This window comes from Sebaldella sp. S0638 (assembly GCF_024158605.1).
In the GTDB taxonomy this organism is placed as follows: Bacteria; Fusobacteriota; Fusobacteriia; order Fusobacteriales; family Leptotrichiaceae; genus Sebaldella.
Map to the genome: position 1 here is coordinate 1 of NZ_JAMZGM010000040.1, position 18,310 is coordinate 18,310.

Below are 18,310 nucleotides of genomic sequence, written 5' to 3' on the forward strand. Positions count from 1 at the left end.
TAATTATTACATAAAGTAACAAAGATTTTAAGTAGTTAATTTAGCTTTTTTAACTACAAACATATTATACAAGGAGGAATAAAATGTGGACTTATATTCATGAGAAAGAATGCAATATAGACATTAACAAACTATGGGATTTGTATTCCAAAGTAGAAAACTGGAAATTATGGGATAAAGAAATAGAGGCTATAAGTCTTGAAGGTGAATTTACAGCCGGCACAAAGGGAGTAATGACAATGGAAGGACAGGAGCCTATGAATTTTACGCTTACTGTTGTTGAAGAAAAAAAATGTTTTATTGATGAAACGGTTATAGAGCCTTTAAATGTTACTATTGTAGTGGGACATTTTATTGAACAGAAAACAAATGATAGATTTTTTATAAGACATTCTGTTATAATAAAAGGGGAAAATGCTGATATGGTAGCAGAACAAATAGGCGAAAGTTTTACTGTAGATATACCAAACAGCATGGTGGAACTGATAAAACTATCAAGAAAAGGATAAAAATATGAAATCATCTAAATTTGCCGATGGTGACCAGAGTGTTGGTCTTGTCTTTTGGAGAGTTTCTGTTTTATGGCAGAGAAAGGTCAAAGAATCACTGAATCAACTGGGAATTACACATACACAGTTTGTCATTCTTGCCACTGTACAGGAATTAAGCGAAAACAGCATTATTGCCACACAAAAGGAAATCTCAGATTTTTCATCTGTAGATGTAATGACTGTTTCAAGTGTATTAAGACTTCTTGAAAAGAACGGATATCTTGAGAGAAAGCCGCACCCTAAAGATACCAGAGCTAATATAATTATAATTACGCCAAAAGGAGTAGAAACTATACATACTGCTATTCCTTTAGTGGAAAATATTGATGAAAATTTCTTTTTTGAAAATGATGAAGAAAACCAACATTTTCTCGAACTTCTTAGTGAATTGAAAAAAAATAACGAAAAATTTTAAATTCAAAATATTCATCCGAACTAATAAAAAAGCTGATAAATATAGATATTATGCGCAAATTACACTGCAATAATATTTTTTAAAAAGTTAAGACTCTATATTTTACCAGCTTTTTTATATACTTATTAATTTTTTATACAATCAATATCAAAATAAAATTCAATTTAAAAACAGGACTGTCCTGAAAAGGCAGCCCTGTTTTATATTATTTATGGCAATACATGCCCTGCTGCAGTATAGATTTCATACCATTCCTCACGGCTTAATTCTATATTGCTTGCTTTTGCTATTTCTTTTAGTCTTCCTGTATTCATAGTTCCCACTACCACCTGCATTTTTGCCGGATGTCTTAAGATCCATGCAGTTGCTATTGTTACATTTGAAACCCCTTTTTCTTTTGCAATTCTGTCTATTACAGTATTTAGTGCAGAAAATTTATCATTATCCAGAAATACGCCTTCAAAAAAACCATACTGATAAGGAGACCATGCCTGTATTGTAATATCTTTTAATCTGCAGTAATCAAGTGTTCCTCCGTCTCTCATCACAGAATCGTTATTATACATATTTACATTTATACCTGCATCTATCATAACAGTGTGCATTATCCCAAACTGCATCTGATTTATTACTATTTTATGATCCAGAAATTTTTGAAGAAGTTCTATCTGATATGGATTATGATTGCTTACTCCGAAATATTTTACCTTTCCGCTCTGATGCAGATGATCAAATGCTTCTGCCACCTCTTCAGGTTCCACTAAAGTATCTGGTCTGTGCAAAAGTAAAACATCTACATAATCTGCCTGAAGTCTTTTCAGACTTTTTTCCACAGATGAAATTATATGTTCTTTGGAAAAATCAAAAAAGCCTTTTCTAATACCGCATTTAGTCTGAAGTATTATATCTTCTCTTTTTAATCCGAGATTTTTTGCAGCCTCGCCGAATACTTCCTCTGATTTACCATCCCCGTAAATATCTGCGTGATCAAAATATGTAATCCCCTGATCCATTGCTACACCAACTATATTTTCCACATCAGAAACAGAAAGAGCCTTCATTCTCATACATCCCAAAGACACTTCCGTTCCTTCAAACATCTTTCCAACAGCAATTTTTTTCATGTTTTTCATCTCCTTAATATTTTTATTAATTAGAATCATGTATACGCATATTATTTTTTGTAAACTTTCTTAATATTTCCTGTTTTCTTTAAAATGGAACTTCCTTACTACATTTCTATGTAAAACGGAAGTTCCTTTATTTCTGCCAAGAAAACTGCAGCATTTATCTGCCGAAATCTTTTATTGATCTTTCTATATCTCTCTTCTGGTCTTTTCTTTTCAGGTCATCTCTTTTATCATAAAGTTTTTTACCTTTAGCAAGAGCCATTTCCACTTTGACAAGTCTGTTCTTAGTATATATATTCAAAGGGATCAGAGTATATCCTTTTTCAGCTATTTTCCCTGCTAGCTTTTCTATCTCTTTTCTGTGAAGAAGCAGTTTACGTACTCTTGTCTCGGGAAGATTATTTATATTGCCGAATTCATAGTTACTTACATGCATATTCATAATGAAAACTTCATTTTTTATAATTCTTATAAAGCTTTCTTTTATGCTGACTTTCCCGTTTTTTATTGATTTTACTTCTGTTCCGTGAAGCTCTATTCCTGCTTCAATTTTTTCTTCTATAAAATAATCATGAAAGGCTTTTTTGTTTCGTGCTATATTCATATTATTCTCCTATTCTTCGTCGTCAACCACAAATACCTGTCCCGCTACACCAGGCTCAAGTATCTTTCCTATATCATCTTTTGTACTTTTAGCTCTGTATACTTCCAGAGTTTTATTGTCTATTACCTCTATTACTGCGTAATATTTTTTACCTTTAGTTCTTTTTATTGTAACATTAAATGTTTTTACTGTATCTGCTCTTCCGGCATGCTTTATGGAATAATCATTATAGAATACCTCATCAGCAGGATAATCTGCCAGTAACGGATCATATTCATATATTGATACTGCTACGTCTCCGTTTTTTATTGCAGGAATATTTTTACTTATTTTTAGTTTAAGTGTAACTTTTGTACTAACTGCTTTGTCTCCTTTTGGTTCCTCAGGTATTGCTTCCTCTTTTGCAGTCTGCTTAGTAGTTGCCTTTGGTGTTGTTTTAGGTGCAGTAGTTCTAGGCGTTGTCTTTGGAGCTGCGTTTTCCTGCTTTATTGCCGCATCATCCGGCAGTGTTTCCAGTGTATTTACCTCATCAGGGATATTTTCAGTAAATCCCAGTGTAAAAATTAATATAAACAATGTAAAAATCAGCTTTTTCATATTTTCACCTTTCCTCTCAAAAATTATTCCTTATATGGAATTACTTCTATTTCCATTTTCTCAAAACTTGCACTGGTTACAAATACTTTTAACGTGTTTCCTATTGTATACTCCAGACCATTATGCGTATTTATCATTTTGTAGTTTTCTTCATCATACATATAGTCGTCTTGTTCTCCATGTATATTATAAACCACTTCAACATGATTTTCCAGTTCCATAAATATCTTGCTTTTATTCATTCCGCTTATTCTTGCCACAAATACTTCTCCGACTTTATCCTGCATGTACTCAATTAATTTTATTTTTATACTTTCCTCTTCCATTCTGTCTGCATCTCTTTCAGTTTTGGAAATATGCTTGGAAATCAATTCATATTCAGAAAGCATTTCTTCTTTTTCCTTTTCTTTTATAAATTTCTCAAGCGACTTGCCAAGTACCCTGTGCACTATCAAATCTGAATATCTTCTTATCGGCGATGTAAAATGCAGATAAAATTTTGATGATAACCCAAAGTGTCCAAGATTTTTGTTGTTATATCTGGCTCTCTGCATAGCTCGTAAAATCAGCTTATGTATCAGATACCCTTCGTCAAGATCCTTTGTTTTCTCTATTATAGTCTGAAATTTTCCAGGATGTATGTCTTCCAGATTTTTCAGGTGATATCCGAATTTTATCAATGTGTCATTCAGAGTTTTTATCTTTTCCTTGTCAGGATCTTCGTGGACTCTGTATATAGCCGGAATTTCTTCCCAGAATAACTTTTCCGCTACAGCCTCATTTGCTGCAACCATGAAATCTTCAATTATTCTTTCAGATTCTCCTCTTTTTCTCAATTCTATATCTTTCACGCTTTTGTCATCATTTAATACTACTTTTATCTCAGGAAGCTCAAAATCTATACTTCCTCTTCTTTTCTTTGCCTCTCTCAAAAGCATTGATAATTCAAGCATTTCAGTAATCATTTCTTTTATATCCTGATATTCTGCATTTGCTTCTTCTGACTCTGCTATGATTTCATTTACTTTCGAGTATGTCATTCTGTGCTTTGATTTGATTACTGACTTATAAAAATCATTTTTCACTACTTTTCCGCTGTTATCAAAGTGTATTTCAGCTGAAAAAGTCAGCTTATCCTCATTTGGATTAAGCGAACACAAATCATTCGAAAGCTTTCTCGGGAGCATTGGTATTACTCTGTCCACAAGGTATATCGAGTTCCCTCTTTTCAATGCCTCTTCATCCAGCTTTGTTTTTTCTTTTACATAGTGGGAAACATCCGCTATACTTACTATCAGTCTGTATCCTTCAGATGACTTCTCCACATAAACAGCATCATCAAGGTCTTTTGCATCAGAACCGTCTATGGTAATAATGTCCAGATCCCTAAGATCCTTTCTCCCGTTCAGATCAACAGCATTTAATTTCTCCATTTTTGCCAATTCTGCTTCTACTTCATCAGAAAATTCCTCGCTTATTCCGTTATTAATAAGAATAGCATTTATAAGGGCTTCTGTATCATGAGGATCACCAAGGATACTTATTATTTCACCTTCCGGCTTTCTGTCCTCATCTCCCCAGAAGTAAATTTTTACTGCAACAAGGTCACCGTTTTTGGCTCCTCTTACTTTTTTCTTACTTACATAAACATCTCTTCCCATTGCTTCTCTAGGCAGAACAAAACCAAAATTATCATTTTGCTGATAAACTCCGATTATTACATTTTTGGCTCTTTCTACTATTTTGTATACTTCGCCTTCTCTGCTCTTTCCTGCCTTTGCCTCTTTCAAAATTCTCACAAGAACGGTATCACCGTTCATTGCTCCTTTCAAATACGGCCCGGGAATAAATATACTGTTTTCTCCTTCCAGATCCAAAAAGCCGAATTTCCCTGTTGTAATGGAAATATCTCCTCTTATATACCCTTCTTTTTCAGGAAGTGTATATTTACCGCTTTTTACCAGAAGTATTTCGCCTCTGTCTATCCATTCTTCCAGAAGCTGTTTATTTTTTTTCCTGCTTTTTTTAGACCATCCAAGACTGCTGATTATTTCATTATATGTCATGGATTTATGCTCTAAAAGCTCTTTTAAATCTTTCAATTCTCTCATATTTTTTCTCTCTCTTTTTTCTTTTTAGTTAGTAGATCATTTCTAAAAGTCAGTGTATTAGGGTGTATCAGAGAATCCTTTTTTATAAGATACTCTATCTTTTGGTTTAATTCATAAATTATAGCTGTATCTATATTTTTTTCGGCAAGTTTCCTTGTCTTTACCACTCCGAGCCAGTCCCTGTCATCTTCTATAGCATCTGCGAGATACACTATCTTAGCTGTGAGTGACATATCCTTCTTACCTATTGTATGGTATCTAATGGCATCCAGAATTTCCTCATCATCTATGCCAAGCTCTTTTTCTGCCACTTCTGCCGCTGCAAATCCGTGAAGTATCTGCCCGTTTCTGTATACATCACTGTTTACTTCGGGATATTTATCTCCCACCAGTTCTACCATATCGCTTAGCTTATAAAATTTAGCTATATCATGTAAATATGCACCTATTTTGACTTTGTCAATAGGTGCATTATATAATTTAGCCAGTTGTTTGGCTTTTTTCACTACTCTTTTTGTATGGTTGTATCTTTTTTCATCCAGCTTTGTTTTTACATATTCGCTTATCTTTTTCATTTCCATGATGATCACCTTATAATATAGAATCTCCGTCAATCTGAACTACAACTTCCTGTATGTTAAACTTCTCCGCAATCGTCTTTTTTACAGACTCCACAAATCCGTTATACAGTGTTTCATTAGTTGCTTTAAGGCTTCTAAGGTCCGAATTGAATATGATTATTTCTTTCTTTCCGCCGTCCACTCTGTAAGCACTCAAAAATTTTGCTTCTTTTGGTACAAATGTAGATTTAAGTATTATCTGATTCACATAGTCACCTTCTACTATGGTTCTTCTGCTTTCTATACCGTTTGAAACCTGATCTATCACATTCGTTGCCGGGTTATAGACATAAAAACTTATCTGCTCCATCTGAGTCTGTATATCTTCCTGACTGGCAGAATTCTTTACATCTACCTTTTTTATTGCATTTATATCTACTTTAGAATCTCTGTAAGATAAAATCCCTACTAATACCGCCAGAATCATCATAAATATGACAAATTTATTACCGGCCAGAATCTTTTTAATATCCATGAACCTTTACTCCTTCTAATAAAAGTGTTTTCTGACACCTTCAGCTATAGATTTAGCTACTACCCTTTTATAATAATCATTCCCAAAATATGACATATCTCCGGAATTAGATATAAATCCTATTTCTACCAGTATTGAAGGAGACTTGCTTCCTCTTAATACCGCAAAATTAGCTCCGAAGACACCTCTTTTTCTCAGTCCTATATCACCAACCATATTATCCAGAACATCTGTAGCTACTGCAGCACTTTTCTGCTGATTAGCCCTGTAAAATATATCGTTTAAAATAAAATCCGATACAGGCTCTGTTACTCCGTATTTAGAATCCACACTATTCTCAAATTTTGCTACTTCAGCTGCATATGATGATTCTTTTTTTGAGTAATAGAATACTTCTGCTCCGTTACCTGAGCTGTTTGAAGCGGAATTTAAATGAATACTTATAAAGAAGTCAGCATTGGCATCATTACCTATATCTGCTCTTTCACCAAGCGGTATAAATACATCGCTGTCTCTTGTCAAAATTACTTTATAGTCGTTTCTTAATTCACTTGCCAAATATCTTGCCACATCCAGCGCTATATCTTTTTCTCTGTATCCGTTCCCGGTTGCACCTGAATCTTTTCCTCCATGGCCGGCATCTACTATTATAGTATATTTTTTCTTTGCTGCTGTCGCCTTAGTGAAGGTAACTCTTAATTCTCCTCCGAAAACTGCTACTTTGTAGTCTACCCCTCTTGCAAGGTATATTGTCGTACTGACTGTATTGTTCAATGTGCTCATAGCCACTGTATCTACGAATTTATCATTTATATTCAGTGTATTTGGCACTGTTTTACTTATTGTTGAATTAGAAAACTCTATTACTAATGCATCCTGTCCTTTATCATATCTGGTCTTATACTGCGGAACTTTTTTTTCTTTAAAGAATATAGAATAAGTTCCTGATTTATATGTAGTTCTGTCTAAAGTTTCACCTAACAGAGTAAAACTAAATAAAATAATTGACATTAATATAACTATTTTTTTCATTACTGATTACTCCTTATTATTATTTACCCTTTTCTAGCTATAGCTGATCTTATCACTGTTATTTTAGCATTATTGTCGATCTTTATATCTACTGAATTATCCTCTTCATTTACTCTTGCGATTGTTCCTTTTATTCCGCCTATTGTTACTACTTTATCCCCTGTTTTAAGGCTGTCCATTAATTTCATCTGTTCCTTTTTTCTCTTATTGCTTGAATAAAAAATTATAGCAATCATTACAATTAATGGTAAAAAATATATATACTGAACATAAGCTCCCATATTACACTCCTTTTAATTGATATAAATCTACAGTATTATAACATAAAATATCATTAAACACCAAATTTAAATTTATAATTCTAATACATTTCAAAGTTATAAAACTTTAAAAAACCACACATGTAGGTTCTTTTATCTGCATTTCATATTCACTCTTCACGAGTTTTTTCCCGTCTTCCGATACCAGAAAAGTGATCAGATTATTCGAGAATCTGTTCGCTGCTATAAGCACTTTCCCTTCTTCATCGATGTTTATATCTCTTGTATGCTCCCCGTAAGATGATACTGTATCCAAAAGAACAGGCTTTTTTGTTTCCCTGTCTATCTCAAACATTGATACAGCCCCCGGTTTTCTGCTTGAACTAAAAAGCCTTGTACCATCCTTTGAAAGCCTAATGGCTGCGCCGTCTCCTTCATTCTCAAATCCGGCTCCCAGAGCTTTGATATAATCAGTTATTTCCAGTCCCTCTGTCTCAGAATACTTCATAGTTACTATTTCTGTGGAATATTCAGTAATGAGATACGCATACTTTCCCTCATTATCAAACACTATGTGTCTTGGCCCGCAGCCTTTTTTAAATAATACTTTCTGAAAAATCTCCCCGAGTTCCCCATTGGAATAATTATATAAAATTATCATATCCAAACCTAAATCCACTACAAACAAATACTTTTCATCAGGAGTAAGCCCTATATAATGCGGATGTGTTTCCCCCAGACCGAGATCATTATGATTTGTTTCGGAAGAAACCCCGTTAAGACTTCCGTTTTCATCTAGACTGTACACTTTTACCGCTCCGGTTCTGTAGTTGGCAGAAAACAAAAATGATTTATTCTTATCAATATTCACATGACACGGCAGGTGCCCGTTTGACAAAATTTTAGAAAACGGTGCTGCTGCATCTGCAATTTTGGATACACAGACTCCTCCTTCATCACCATCTTTTAAAACCGAATAAATCAGCTTTTTCTCCTTATTCATAACCATATAATTAGGATTCAAAACTTTGGAAATCTGTGTAAGTCCACTCATCTCCCCTGTTTCTGTGTCCAGACTCATCCTGAAAATTCCGCTGTTTTTCTCATTATTATATGTACCTATATAGACTTCTCTTTTCATAAAACCAGCTCCTTATAAATGTATTAATATCATTTATTTTTTAAATACGAAAAACCATTTGACAACTATTTATCAAATGGTTTATTCATTTTAAGCATCTGCTCCGAAAAATTTCTTTACTTTATCAAAAAAACTCTTAGAATTTTTATAATTTTTGTCGCTTAAAGAATCCCCGAATTTTTTCAGAAGATCTTTTTGCTTATTACTTAGTCCTGTAGGTATTTCTACTTTTATTTCCAGTATTTCAGATCCTTTATAATTTGAATGAAGTCTTGGTATTCCTCTGTCTTTTAGTCTGAATACTTTCCCGCTTTGCGTTCCTTCCGGTATTTTTATTTTAGTTTTCCCGTCAAGCGTAGGTATTTCCACTTCTCCGCCGAGTATAGCAGTTGTTAATTCCACAGGAATTTCACAATGAATATCTGTCTCATTTCTCGTAAATATCGGATGTTTCTTTTCCAATATACGAATACGCAGATTACCGTATTCTCCGTTATTATTTCCGGCATCACCTGCACGCGGCACATTTAATTCCATACCGTTCATTACACCTGCCGGAATTCTTATTTTTTTTGTAGTCGTTTCTCTTACTGTTCCGCTTCCATGACATACATGACACTCTTTTTCAGGAATTTTACCAGTTCCGTGACATTTATCACACGGTTCTATAGATGTACTTATTCCAAAAATCGTTCTTATCTGTACTCTCATCTGTCCTGAACCATTACACTTATCACAGGTATTCATCTTATGTCCCGGTTCTGCTCCCGAACCGTCACATGTGGTACATTTTCCTTTTCTTCTGTATTTTATCTCTTTTTCTACACCTGTTGCTATCTCTTCAAGTGTCATATCCATACTGTAACGAATATCACTTCCTCTTTGTACAGCTGCCTGTCTTCCAGACCCTCCGCCAAATCCGAAACCGCCTCCAAACATACCTCCAAGTATATCATTAAGATCGTCAAAAGAAGCACTGGAAAAGCCACCTGAAAATCCTCCTGCACCTGCTCCGCCATTTTCAAATGCACCATGCCCGAACTGGTCATATTGTGCTTTTTTTGTAGCATCAGAAAGTATTTCGTATGCTTCCGAGGCTTCCTTAAACTTTTCTTCTGCTTCTTTGTTGTCCTTATTTCTGTCAGGATGATATTTCATAGCCAGTTTTCTATAGGCTTTTTTTATTTCTTGTTCAGTGGCATTTTTTTCTACTCCCAAAACCTCATAATAATCTCTTTTTGCCATTTCCTTCTCCTTTAAAATTATACTTTCATAGATATAGAAAGTTTCGCGGTAAATCTGTCTTTTACCTTTTCTATTCCTTCTTTTTCTGTAAGTTCCCCGCTTGCATCAGCAAAATCAGACTGACCATACCATGGCTCTATACATACAAATGGTGCATTCGGCACACTCCAAAATGCTATATAAGGAAATTTATCATATTCTACTTTTAATTCTCTGCTGCTTTTTTTACATTTTATTGTTACTTCGTTAGAATCCAGACCTCTGAAAATAATTGCATCATCATCGAATACATGTTCTCCGAGATTTATTATACTTTCATTTTTCAGATATTCTTTTTTCTCTCTGATTAATAATGCGCCTTCATTTTGATAAATTTCTGCTGTTTCTTTTTCATTTAGTTCCAGATAATAATCGCTTAGCTTAATTTCATCACTAACAGGTGTAGCAAAAGCCGGATGTGCACCTATTGAAAAATACATTTCATCTTTATCAAGATTCACTACTTCATAAATCATATCTACTTTTTCGTTTTCTATTTTGTATGTCAGATATAATTCAAAATTAAAAGGATAAATTTTTAGAGTAGTATCATTTGATTTCAAAAGAAATTTCAGAAAATCCTCACCTTTTTCCACAAGTTCAAAATCATTGTCTCTTGCGAATCCGTGTCTTGTTTCCATTGAATATTCTTTCCCGTTATATTTATACTTTCCGTCTTTTAATGATCCTACAAAAGGAAACAATATCGGTGATGATTTTCCCCAGAATTTTGAATCTCTTTCCCATATAAATTCTGTACCGTCTTTCTTAAGACTTACTAATTCTGCACCTTTTCCCAAAACTCCAAGTTCAATATTTCCTTTTTTAATTTTATATTCCATATAGCGCACCTTCTCCTATTTTTTTATAAATTATAGCATTTTATTTATGAAATTGCATATATAAATTATTGAAAATAGGAATAGACACTGTCTATCCCTACACTTCAATAAAGACTCTTATCATGAATAGATATTAGTACCTTGTTTTATTCTAAATTTTACTTTGACAAAACTTTAGTCTTCTACCACTTCTGCATCCTGAACGTCATCATCACTGCCGTTTGAATCATTTCCGCCCTGTGCTTCATTATTTTGTGCAGCATTAGCCTGAGCTTCCTGATATATTCTTGTAGAGAACCCTTCTGCGGCTTTTGATAATCCGTCTATTTTAGCTCTGATGTCTTCTACATTGTCAGAATCTTTTACACCTTTTAATTCTTCTATTGCTTTTTCCATATCTTCTTTTTCTGTTCCCTGAAGTTTATCTTCATTTTCTTTAATAGTTTTTTCCACAGCTGAGATTAACTGGTCTGCCTGGTTTCTTACTTCTACTAATTCTGTAAACTTCTTGTCTTCTGCTTCATGCGCTTCTGCTTCTTTTTTCATTTTTTCTATATCATCTTTCGATAAGTTAGAAGATCCTGAAATAGTTACCTGATTTTCTTTTCCTGTTCCTTTATCTTTTGCAGTAACGTGTACTATTCCATTTGCATCTATATCAAAAGTTACTTCTATCTGAGGTACTCCTCTTGGAGCTGCCGGTATACCGTCAAGGTTAAACTCACCTAATTTATGGTTATCTGCTGCTCTTGCTCTTTCTCCCTGTAATACGTTTATTGTAACAGCTTCCTGATTATCCTGATATGTTGAAAACACTTGAGATTTTACAGTAGGAATTGTAGTATTTTTCTCTATAATCTTTGTAAATACTCCTCCTGCTGTTTCAATTCCTAATGATAACGGAGTTACATCAAGAAGTAATACGTCTTTTACATCTCCCATTAATACTCCGCCCTGTATTGCTGCTCCTGCCGCCACTACTTCATCAGGGTTTATACTTTTGTTAGGTTCTTTTCCAAGGAAATTCTTTACCCATTCCTGAACTGCCGGTATTCTTGTAGATCCTCCTACAAGTAATACTTCATCTATGTCTTTAGGAGTGAATCCTGCATCTTCAAGAGCTGTTTTAACCGGACCTTTTGTAGCTTCCACAAGATCTTTTGTCAAATCATCAAATGCTGCTCTTGTTAATTTCTTTTCCAAGTGTTTCGGTCCGTTTTGATCCATTGTAATAAATGGTAAAGAAATTGTAGTTTCCAATGTTGTAGATAATTTTTTCTTAGCATCTTCTGCTGCATCTTTTAATCTTTGTACTGCCATCTTATCATTTCTAAGATCAATTCCTGTTTCTTTTTTGAATTCTTCAGCTAACCAGTCTATTACTTTTTTATCAAAGTCATCTCCACCTAAGTGGTTATTTCCTGATGTAGCCAATACTTCTACTACTCCGTCACCAATTTCAAGTATCGATACGTCAAATGTACCTCCACCTAAGTCAAATACAAGTACTTTTTCTTCTTTTTGCTTGTCAAGACCATAAGCAAGTGCTGCTGCTGTAGGCTCGTTTATAATTCTTTTTACGTCTAATCCGGCTATTACTCCGGCATCTTTTGTTGCCTGTCTCTGTGAATCTGTAAAATATGCAGGAACTGTGATTACTGCTTCTTTAATTGTAGTTCCCAAGTATCCTTCCGCGTCTTTTTTTAATTTTTTTAGTATCATTGCTGATATTTCCTGTGGTGTATAGTCTTTTCCGAAGATAGTTTCTTTATGGTTTGAACCCATGTATGTTTTTATTGACATTACAGTAGATTCAGGATTTGTAATAGCTTGTCTTTTAGCTATTTCCCCTACTATAATTTCTCCGTTTTCTTTTATATTTACTACAGAAGGAGTTGTTCTTCCGCCTTCCGCATTAGGTATAATAGTAAAGCTTCCACCTTCCATTACTGCTACACATGAATTTGTTGTTCCTAAATCTATTCCTATTATTTTACTCATATCTATTTCTCCTTTTTGTTATTTAGTTTTTTTTATTTACTTTTACCATTGCCGGTCTGATTACTTTTCCTTTTAATTTATATCCTTTGTTAAAAACATCAAGAACTACATTGTTATCTTTTTCGTTAATATTTTCCACCATCATTGCCTGATGCTCGTATGGATCGTATTCTCTACCGTCTGCTTCTATCTCTTCCAGACCTTCTGATACCAGAACTTCTTTTATTCCTTTCAGCACCATATCCAGCCCGGATATAAGTGAATCTACATCCTTGTTTTCTTTGGAAGCAGATACTGCTCTTTCAAGATTATCCACATTATCCAAAATTTTCAGTATTAACCCTTCTGCTGCATACTTTTTCAATTCAGCCAGTTCATTATCTTTTCTCTTTGAATAATTCTGAAAATCGGCAAGCTTTCTTGTATAAGCTGTTTTCCACTCTTCCAGCTCTTTTTCCAAAGTATTTATCTTTGCCGTTATCTCATCCTGAACCGCTTCTTCATGAACAGTTTTCTGTGAATCGTTTTCCATATTTTCCACAGGTGCTTCACCGTTCATTCCGTGGGTTTTGTTGTCTTTTTCCATTGTTCACTCCTTTTATTCTATTTTTTTCATCATTTTTTTCACTTCTACAGATACATGGTTTACCAAACCTACTGTTTTAGAATATTCCATCCGTTTCGGCCCGATTACTCCAATAATCCCTTTTGAACCTTCTACCGTGTAAACCGAAAAAACAAAACTAAAATCTTCCAGTTCCTTTACTTCAAAGTCCTCGCCAAAAACTATATATACTTCTCCGTTTTTGTATTTATCAGTTTCAATCAGCTTTACAAATATGGACTTCAGATAATCCGGCCGGTTCAGGAGCTTTGCCCTGTCTATTACTGCTTCTACATTAGTAGCATTGCTGTCCAGTAGATTTGATATTCCGTCAAAAAATATTTTTTCCTTTTCATTACTGCTTTTGTCTTCTATTTTTATATGTTCGAATTTATTCATTCTCTGCAGTAATTTTTCCAGTTCTGATACTGTAAAGGTAATATTCTGTTCTGTTATCAGACGGTTTAATATAGAGTTGGATTCTTTTACCTCTGTTTCTGTAACAGGATTTTCATAGTAAAGATTTATTGTTTTTACATGTGAATTATTCATGACTATCACTGCCAGAGACATATGATTATTAACATGAACAAGTTCCACCTTTTTTATGCTCTCTTCTTTTATAAAAGGCTCTATTACTATCCCTGCATAAGAAGTTATCTTAGACAGAAGTTTCGATGTTTCTTCCATTATACTGTCAATCTGATTTATCTTATTTTTATATACTTCTTCTATTCGCTTTTTTTCATTCAGGGAGATTTTTCTAATTTTTATCAGTTCTTCTACATACAACTTATAACCGCTGTTTGTAGGGACTCTCCCAGAAGAAGTATGCATCTTCTCTATTAAACCCTGATCTTCCAAATCAGCCATTACATTTCTGATAGTTGCCGAAGATACTCCTATATTATATTTTTTTTCTAAAGTACGAGATCCTACGCTTTCTCCGTATTCCAGATAGTGTGTTATTATTGCTGTAAGAATCGCTCTTTCTCTTTCATTCATTAACAAGCACCTTCCTCTGTTAGCACTCATCTTCATAGAGTGCTAACTAAACATAATATATTACATTTTTCTGATTTTGTCAATAGTTTTTTTTATTTTTTTTCAATTTTTTTAGCATATTATCATTGAACCCGCTATTTTTTTAATTTATTATACTGTTAATTTTTTTTAATATTTTTTATATGAAAGAAATACTGAAAAAAGTGTATTTTTTTGTCTGCGATATTTTTTAAAAGCAGATTTTTCAGGTATTTTCGATTTTTTATTTTTATATTATTTTATGTGTTTTTTTATTTAGCTGTTTTATAAAAAAATTATTTTACTGCAGTATTTTAAAAAGCAGGTTTTTCGACCTGCTTTTATTTATATGATTTTATTTTATCATGCATTAATATATGTATCTGTTATTCCGGATTTTTTTCCAATTCACTGAAATCTATCTCTTTTCCGCTCTGTACATTAGATATATTTTCATTTAATGATCTATACATTTTGTCATTTCCTGTTGTTGACTGAATATAAGTAGCTGACTGCTTTGCAGGTATTTTCAATCTTTTAGCCTCTTTTGACGCATCTATATTTGCTCCAAGAAACATAAACACCCATCCGCTTTTCTTCTGCTGCTCGTCTATCATTTTCCCCACGTTTTCATATGTGTACTCTTTGCTCGCATTTTCCATACCGTCTGTAGTGATAACAAAAATAACCTTTCTCTCACCAAGTCTTTTTTCACGTGCTTTTACATCATTTATTGTTTTCCCTATTGCATCAAGCATTGCTGTATTCCCGCCTACAGTATAGTTACTTGTATTAAGTTCCGCTTTTTCAGGCTTCACTCCGTCAAATAAAACTTTATACTCATGGCTGAACAATACAGTGGTTACAGTAACATCACTGCCTTTCCCCTGCTCTTTCAGAACTGTATTATACCCTCCTATGGTATCACCTTCAAAGCCTGACATAGACCCGCTTCTGTCCATTACAAAAACAAGCTCCACTGGAAGTGAGTCCTTATCTGTATTTACTGCCGGCTTTACGACTATTGATCTGGAAAACAACACAGAAAATACAAATAAAAATAAAATAACTGCTAAAATACTTAACTTTTTCATTAATTACCTCCAAATATTATTTTTCCTTACTGAATTACCTTATTCAATTTTACCTGACTTATTTCAATATGTCAATTTTACATATAAAATAGTTATTTTACAATAGTTATTTTTTGTACTATAATTGAAACAAAAACTGTTTTGGAGGTAATTATGAAGAGATTAATTATTCTTATTTTATTTTTTACTGCGGCTTTAGTTTTCGCAAAAAATGATTTCGGCACTAATAACACATGGTTGTTAGACACAGGCAATGAAGATTACAGAGTAATCTACAAAGGGACTGTTGATAAAGATATTACTGTCGATAATGCAGAACATACTCCTGATGATGTTATATCGGCAGGAACTATTCATTATAAGAATATGACAATAACATCAAACGATCTTATTACATTCAGCAAATCAAATTCCGGATATACTTTTTTGGATTCTATAAAAAACCCTACACTTATTCCTTTGGACAATGAATTAAAAAATACAGATTTAATTGAAATACAGCCTGTTTCAGGAGATTTCACCGTAGTTATCCCGGGAAAAGAATATAAAAAAATCAAAGTTTTCAAAATTTCAAAATCAAGAACTGCTGTTCAATATTATAATATGACCTTCCTTTTTTCAAATGACGGTTATACTATCAAAGCAGCAGCAGGTGAAGACCAGTAATATTCAGGCATATACCTTTCAGAACATCTGGTTTTCTGCGAAAAATAAAAAGGACTACAGCAAAAAATTGTTATAGTCCTTTTTTAGTTTATCATTTAGAATAAATCATTTTATCCTTCTAAATTTATCTCCTCTAAAAACAAGATCGGGATTTCCCCTCTCTATTCCGTTTTTAGCACTCCATATTTCCAGTTCTTTTTTGTTCAAACTGTGAGCTTCCAGATTATTCAGCTGCTCTTCGAGCTTTTTTACCGCTGTTTTTTTGTTGGAATACTGTGTTCTTTCCTCTCTGGAAACTATGGAAATTCCAGTGGGAATATGTTTTATTCTTACGGCTGTTTCCAGTTTATTTACATTCTGACCGCCGTTCCCACTGCTTCTCATAGTCTTTACTTCTATTGTATCTTTGCTGATATTTTTATTCACAGCTTCATTCTCATCAATTAAAACTGATTTTATATACCAGTTTTTTCTTCTGTGGTTTTTTCTGTAACAGCTTTCATTTATCCATAAAACAGTTCCTGTATATTCATTAAGAATCTCTGTGTTCCCTTCTGTTTTCAAAATAACCGATTTGTATGTTTCCGGTTTATTTCCGGAATCACTTTCTGTACATTCATATTTTATCCCTAGCTTTACAAGCTCTTTTTCCAAATATTTCAAGTATTCATATACTGCTTTTTCACATTCTTCAGGGCCGTTTCCCGAACTTATTATCATCAGCATGCCCTTATCTCTTAAAAGTAATAAGAGGTTTTAAAGAAGCTACAATTTCTATCATATCATGTTCAACAAGATCCTGTATTACTCTTTCTATATTTTTGTATGCTTCCCTTGATTCTTCAAATAATACTTTTCTGTCAGAATATATGAGATTTTTATTCATCTGTATTATTTTATTTTTCCCGTGAATCTTCAGCATTCTGTCTTTCGAACCTTCACGCGTCCATTTTCTCCCTGCTCCGTGTGAAACAGAATAGCTGTATTCAGAAAGATTTTCCTTAGGCTTGACAATATATGAAAGACTATCTCTCGTTCCGGCTATCACTATCATCCCCATATCTGAAGGTGCTGCACCTTTTCTGTGAATATATATGTTTCGTCCGTTTTCTGCTTTTCCTGCTATCATATTATGTGAACTGTCCAGCACTAAATCCGGTTTTTCCTTGCCGGTAATTTTCAACAGTTTTTCTGCTATTATTTTTCTGTTCACTTTTGCATATTCTGCTGCATTATCATGTTCTTTCATATATTCGTTAAATTCAGCACTGCCCTCTTCCAAAGGAAGTGTTCCGAAACTTTCCAGATACTTTTCCAGTACAATCTGACCATATACCCTCGAACCGCTATGCACCAAAAGCATAAGGTTATCTTTGCTTATATTTAATTTATCAAACTCATCTTTTAAATATACTTTCTCAATTTTCTGAAATTCGGCAAAATGATTCCCCGATCCTATTGTACCAAGCTTTTCCATGTATGGAAACTTATACTCTGATAAATCGGCATGGATATCTTCCAGATATTTCACCTTATTCAAATCCCTTATAAAATTTTCCCTTTTAAACTTTTTCATTCTAACATTTGTATCAAATAGGGCTATCCCGCACCCGATATCTGAGCCTGTCAGATAAGGATATATTTTTTTCTCAGTCACAAATGCTGCTCCTACAGGTACTCTTCCCGCATGTAAATCAGGCAGTCCTGTTATTCTTATCATCCCGTCAAGCTTTTCATATTTTTTCAGCTGTTCTACAGCGTTGCTTTCTATCCAAGATTTTTCATTTCTTACTATGTTTATCAATTTTATTCTCTCCCGTGTTATGATTATTTTTATTTTTTATTTGAGAGAATAATAGA

General features: G+C 33.6%; 20 protein-coding genes. 3 read left to right on the forward strand and 17 right to left on the reverse strand.

Annotated elements, in window-relative coordinates; genetic code table 11:
- Positions 1-83 precede the first annotated feature (83 nt).
- Complete coding sequence (locus NK213_RS11605; protein WP_253349308.1) at positions 84-509, forward strand: hypothetical protein; 426 nt, start codon at positions 84-86, stop codon at positions 507-509.
- A gap of 4 nt (positions 510-513) precedes the next feature.
- The gene (locus NK213_RS11610) at positions 514-966 is read left to right on the forward strand and encodes a MarR family winged helix-turn-helix transcriptional regulator (RefSeq protein WP_253349310.1); all 453 of its coding nucleotides are present in this window, start codon (positions 514-516) and stop codon (positions 964-966) included.
- A gap of 209 nt (positions 967-1,175) precedes the next feature.
- Here the strand turns inward: NK213_RS11610 and NK213_RS11615 are convergent, their stop codons facing one another.
- The 15 genes from NK213_RS11615 to NK213_RS11685 form a co-directional block, all read right to left on the reverse strand.
- Entirely contained in the window at positions 1,176-2,090 is a 915-nt protein-coding gene (locus NK213_RS11615; protein WP_253349312.1) for an aldo/keto reductase family oxidoreductase, read from the reverse strand.
- 163 nt (positions 2,091-2,253) lie between these two features.
- Positions 2,254-2,700, reverse strand: a complete 447-nt coding sequence (gene smpB / locus NK213_RS11620; protein WP_253349314.1) for an SsrA-binding protein SmpB — start codon at positions 2,698-2,700, stop codon at positions 2,254-2,256.
- Between the two features lie 9 nt (positions 2,701-2,709).
- Positions 2,710-3,297: a hypothetical protein gene (locus tag NK213_RS11625; RefSeq protein ID WP_253349316.1), complete on the reverse strand. Its 588-nt coding sequence runs from the start codon at positions 3,295-3,297 to the stop codon at positions 2,710-2,712.
- 23 nt (positions 3,298-3,320) lie between these two features.
- Positions 3,321-5,408 (reverse strand): ribonuclease R, encoded by a 2,088-nt coding sequence (gene rnr / locus NK213_RS11630; RefSeq protein ID WP_253349318.1) that lies wholly within the window; start codon positions 5,406-5,408, stop codon positions 3,321-3,323.
- Positions 5,405-5,989 (reverse strand): bis(5'-nucleosyl)-tetraphosphatase (symmetrical) YqeK, encoded by a 585-nt coding sequence (gene yqeK / locus NK213_RS11635; protein ID WP_253349320.1) that lies wholly within the window; start codon positions 5,987-5,989, stop codon positions 5,405-5,407. The genes rnr and yqeK overlap by 4 nt, the downstream gene beginning before the upstream one ends.
- Before the next feature lie 10 nt (positions 5,990-5,999).
- Positions 6,000-6,503 carry a hypothetical protein gene (locus NK213_RS11640; RefSeq protein ID WP_253349321.1) on the reverse strand — a complete coding sequence of 168 codons (504 nt, stop codon included), beginning with the start codon at positions 6,501-6,503 and terminating at the stop codon, positions 6,000-6,002.
- A gap of 15 nt (positions 6,504-6,518) precedes the next feature.
- On the reverse strand, positions 6,519-7,535 hold the full coding sequence (locus NK213_RS11645) for an N-acetylmuramoyl-L-alanine amidase (protein ID WP_253349323.1): 1,017 nt from the start codon (positions 7,533-7,535) through the stop codon (positions 6,519-6,521).
- Between the two features lie 23 nt (positions 7,536-7,558).
- Positions 7,559-7,816: a preprotein translocase subunit YajC gene (gene yajC, locus NK213_RS11650; protein WP_253349325.1), complete on the reverse strand. Its 258-nt coding sequence runs from the start codon at positions 7,814-7,816 to the stop codon at positions 7,559-7,561.
- Positions 7,817-7,922: 106 nt separating this feature from the next.
- The gene (locus tag NK213_RS11655) at positions 7,923-8,936 is read right to left on the reverse strand and encodes a beta-propeller fold lactonase family protein (RefSeq protein WP_253349327.1); all 1,014 of its coding nucleotides are present in this window, start codon (positions 8,934-8,936) and stop codon (positions 7,923-7,925) included.
- Positions 8,937-9,026: 90 nt separating this feature from the next.
- The gene (dnaJ, locus tag NK213_RS11660; protein WP_253349328.1) at positions 9,027-10,181 is read right to left on the reverse strand and encodes a molecular chaperone DnaJ; all 1,155 of its coding nucleotides are present in this window, start codon (positions 10,179-10,181) and stop codon (positions 9,027-9,029) included.
- Positions 10,182-10,198: 17 nt separating this feature from the next.
- The gene (locus NK213_RS11665; RefSeq protein ID WP_253349329.1) at positions 10,199-11,062 is read right to left on the reverse strand and encodes an aldose 1-epimerase family protein; all 864 of its coding nucleotides are present in this window, start codon (positions 11,060-11,062) and stop codon (positions 10,199-10,201) included.
- Between the two features lie 174 nt (positions 11,063-11,236).
- Positions 11,237-13,063 (reverse strand): molecular chaperone DnaK, encoded by a 1,827-nt coding sequence (gene dnaK / locus NK213_RS11670; RefSeq protein WP_253349330.1) that lies wholly within the window; start codon positions 13,061-13,063, stop codon positions 11,237-11,239.
- 22 nt (positions 13,064-13,085) lie between these two features.
- A complete protein-coding gene (grpE, locus tag NK213_RS11675; RefSeq protein WP_253349332.1) occupies positions 13,086-13,649 on the reverse strand; it encodes a nucleotide exchange factor GrpE in 564 nt (187 codons plus the stop codon).
- A 12-nt stretch (positions 13,650-13,661) separates the two neighbouring features.
- Positions 13,662-14,672 (reverse strand): heat-inducible transcriptional repressor HrcA, encoded by a 1,011-nt coding sequence (gene hrcA, locus NK213_RS11680; protein ID WP_253349334.1) that lies wholly within the window; start codon positions 14,670-14,672, stop codon positions 13,662-13,664.
- 404 nt (positions 14,673-15,076) lie between these two features.
- Positions 15,077-15,784, reverse strand: coding sequence for a vWA domain-containing protein (locus NK213_RS11685; protein WP_253349336.1), 708 nt, complete (start codon positions 15,782-15,784; stop codon positions 15,077-15,079).
- Between the two features lie 153 nt (positions 15,785-15,937).
- Here NK213_RS11685 and NK213_RS11690 point away from each other — a divergent pair, with 153 nt between their 5' ends.
- Positions 15,938-16,450: a hypothetical protein gene (locus NK213_RS11690; RefSeq protein WP_253349338.1), complete on the forward strand. Its 513-nt coding sequence runs from the start codon at positions 15,938-15,940 to the stop codon at positions 16,448-16,450.
- Between the two features lie 105 nt (positions 16,451-16,555).
- Here NK213_RS11690 and prfH read toward each other — a convergent pair whose 3' ends face one another.
- A complete protein-coding gene (gene prfH / locus NK213_RS11695; RefSeq protein WP_253349340.1) occupies positions 16,556-17,176 on the reverse strand; it encodes a peptide chain release factor H in 621 nt (206 codons plus the stop codon).
- A 4-nt stretch (positions 17,177-17,180) separates the two neighbouring features.
- Positions 17,181-18,287, reverse strand: a complete 1,107-nt coding sequence (locus NK213_RS11700; RefSeq protein WP_371926420.1) for an RNA ligase RtcB family protein — start codon at positions 18,285-18,287, stop codon at positions 17,181-17,183.
- Positions 18,288-18,310 lie beyond the last annotated feature (23 nt).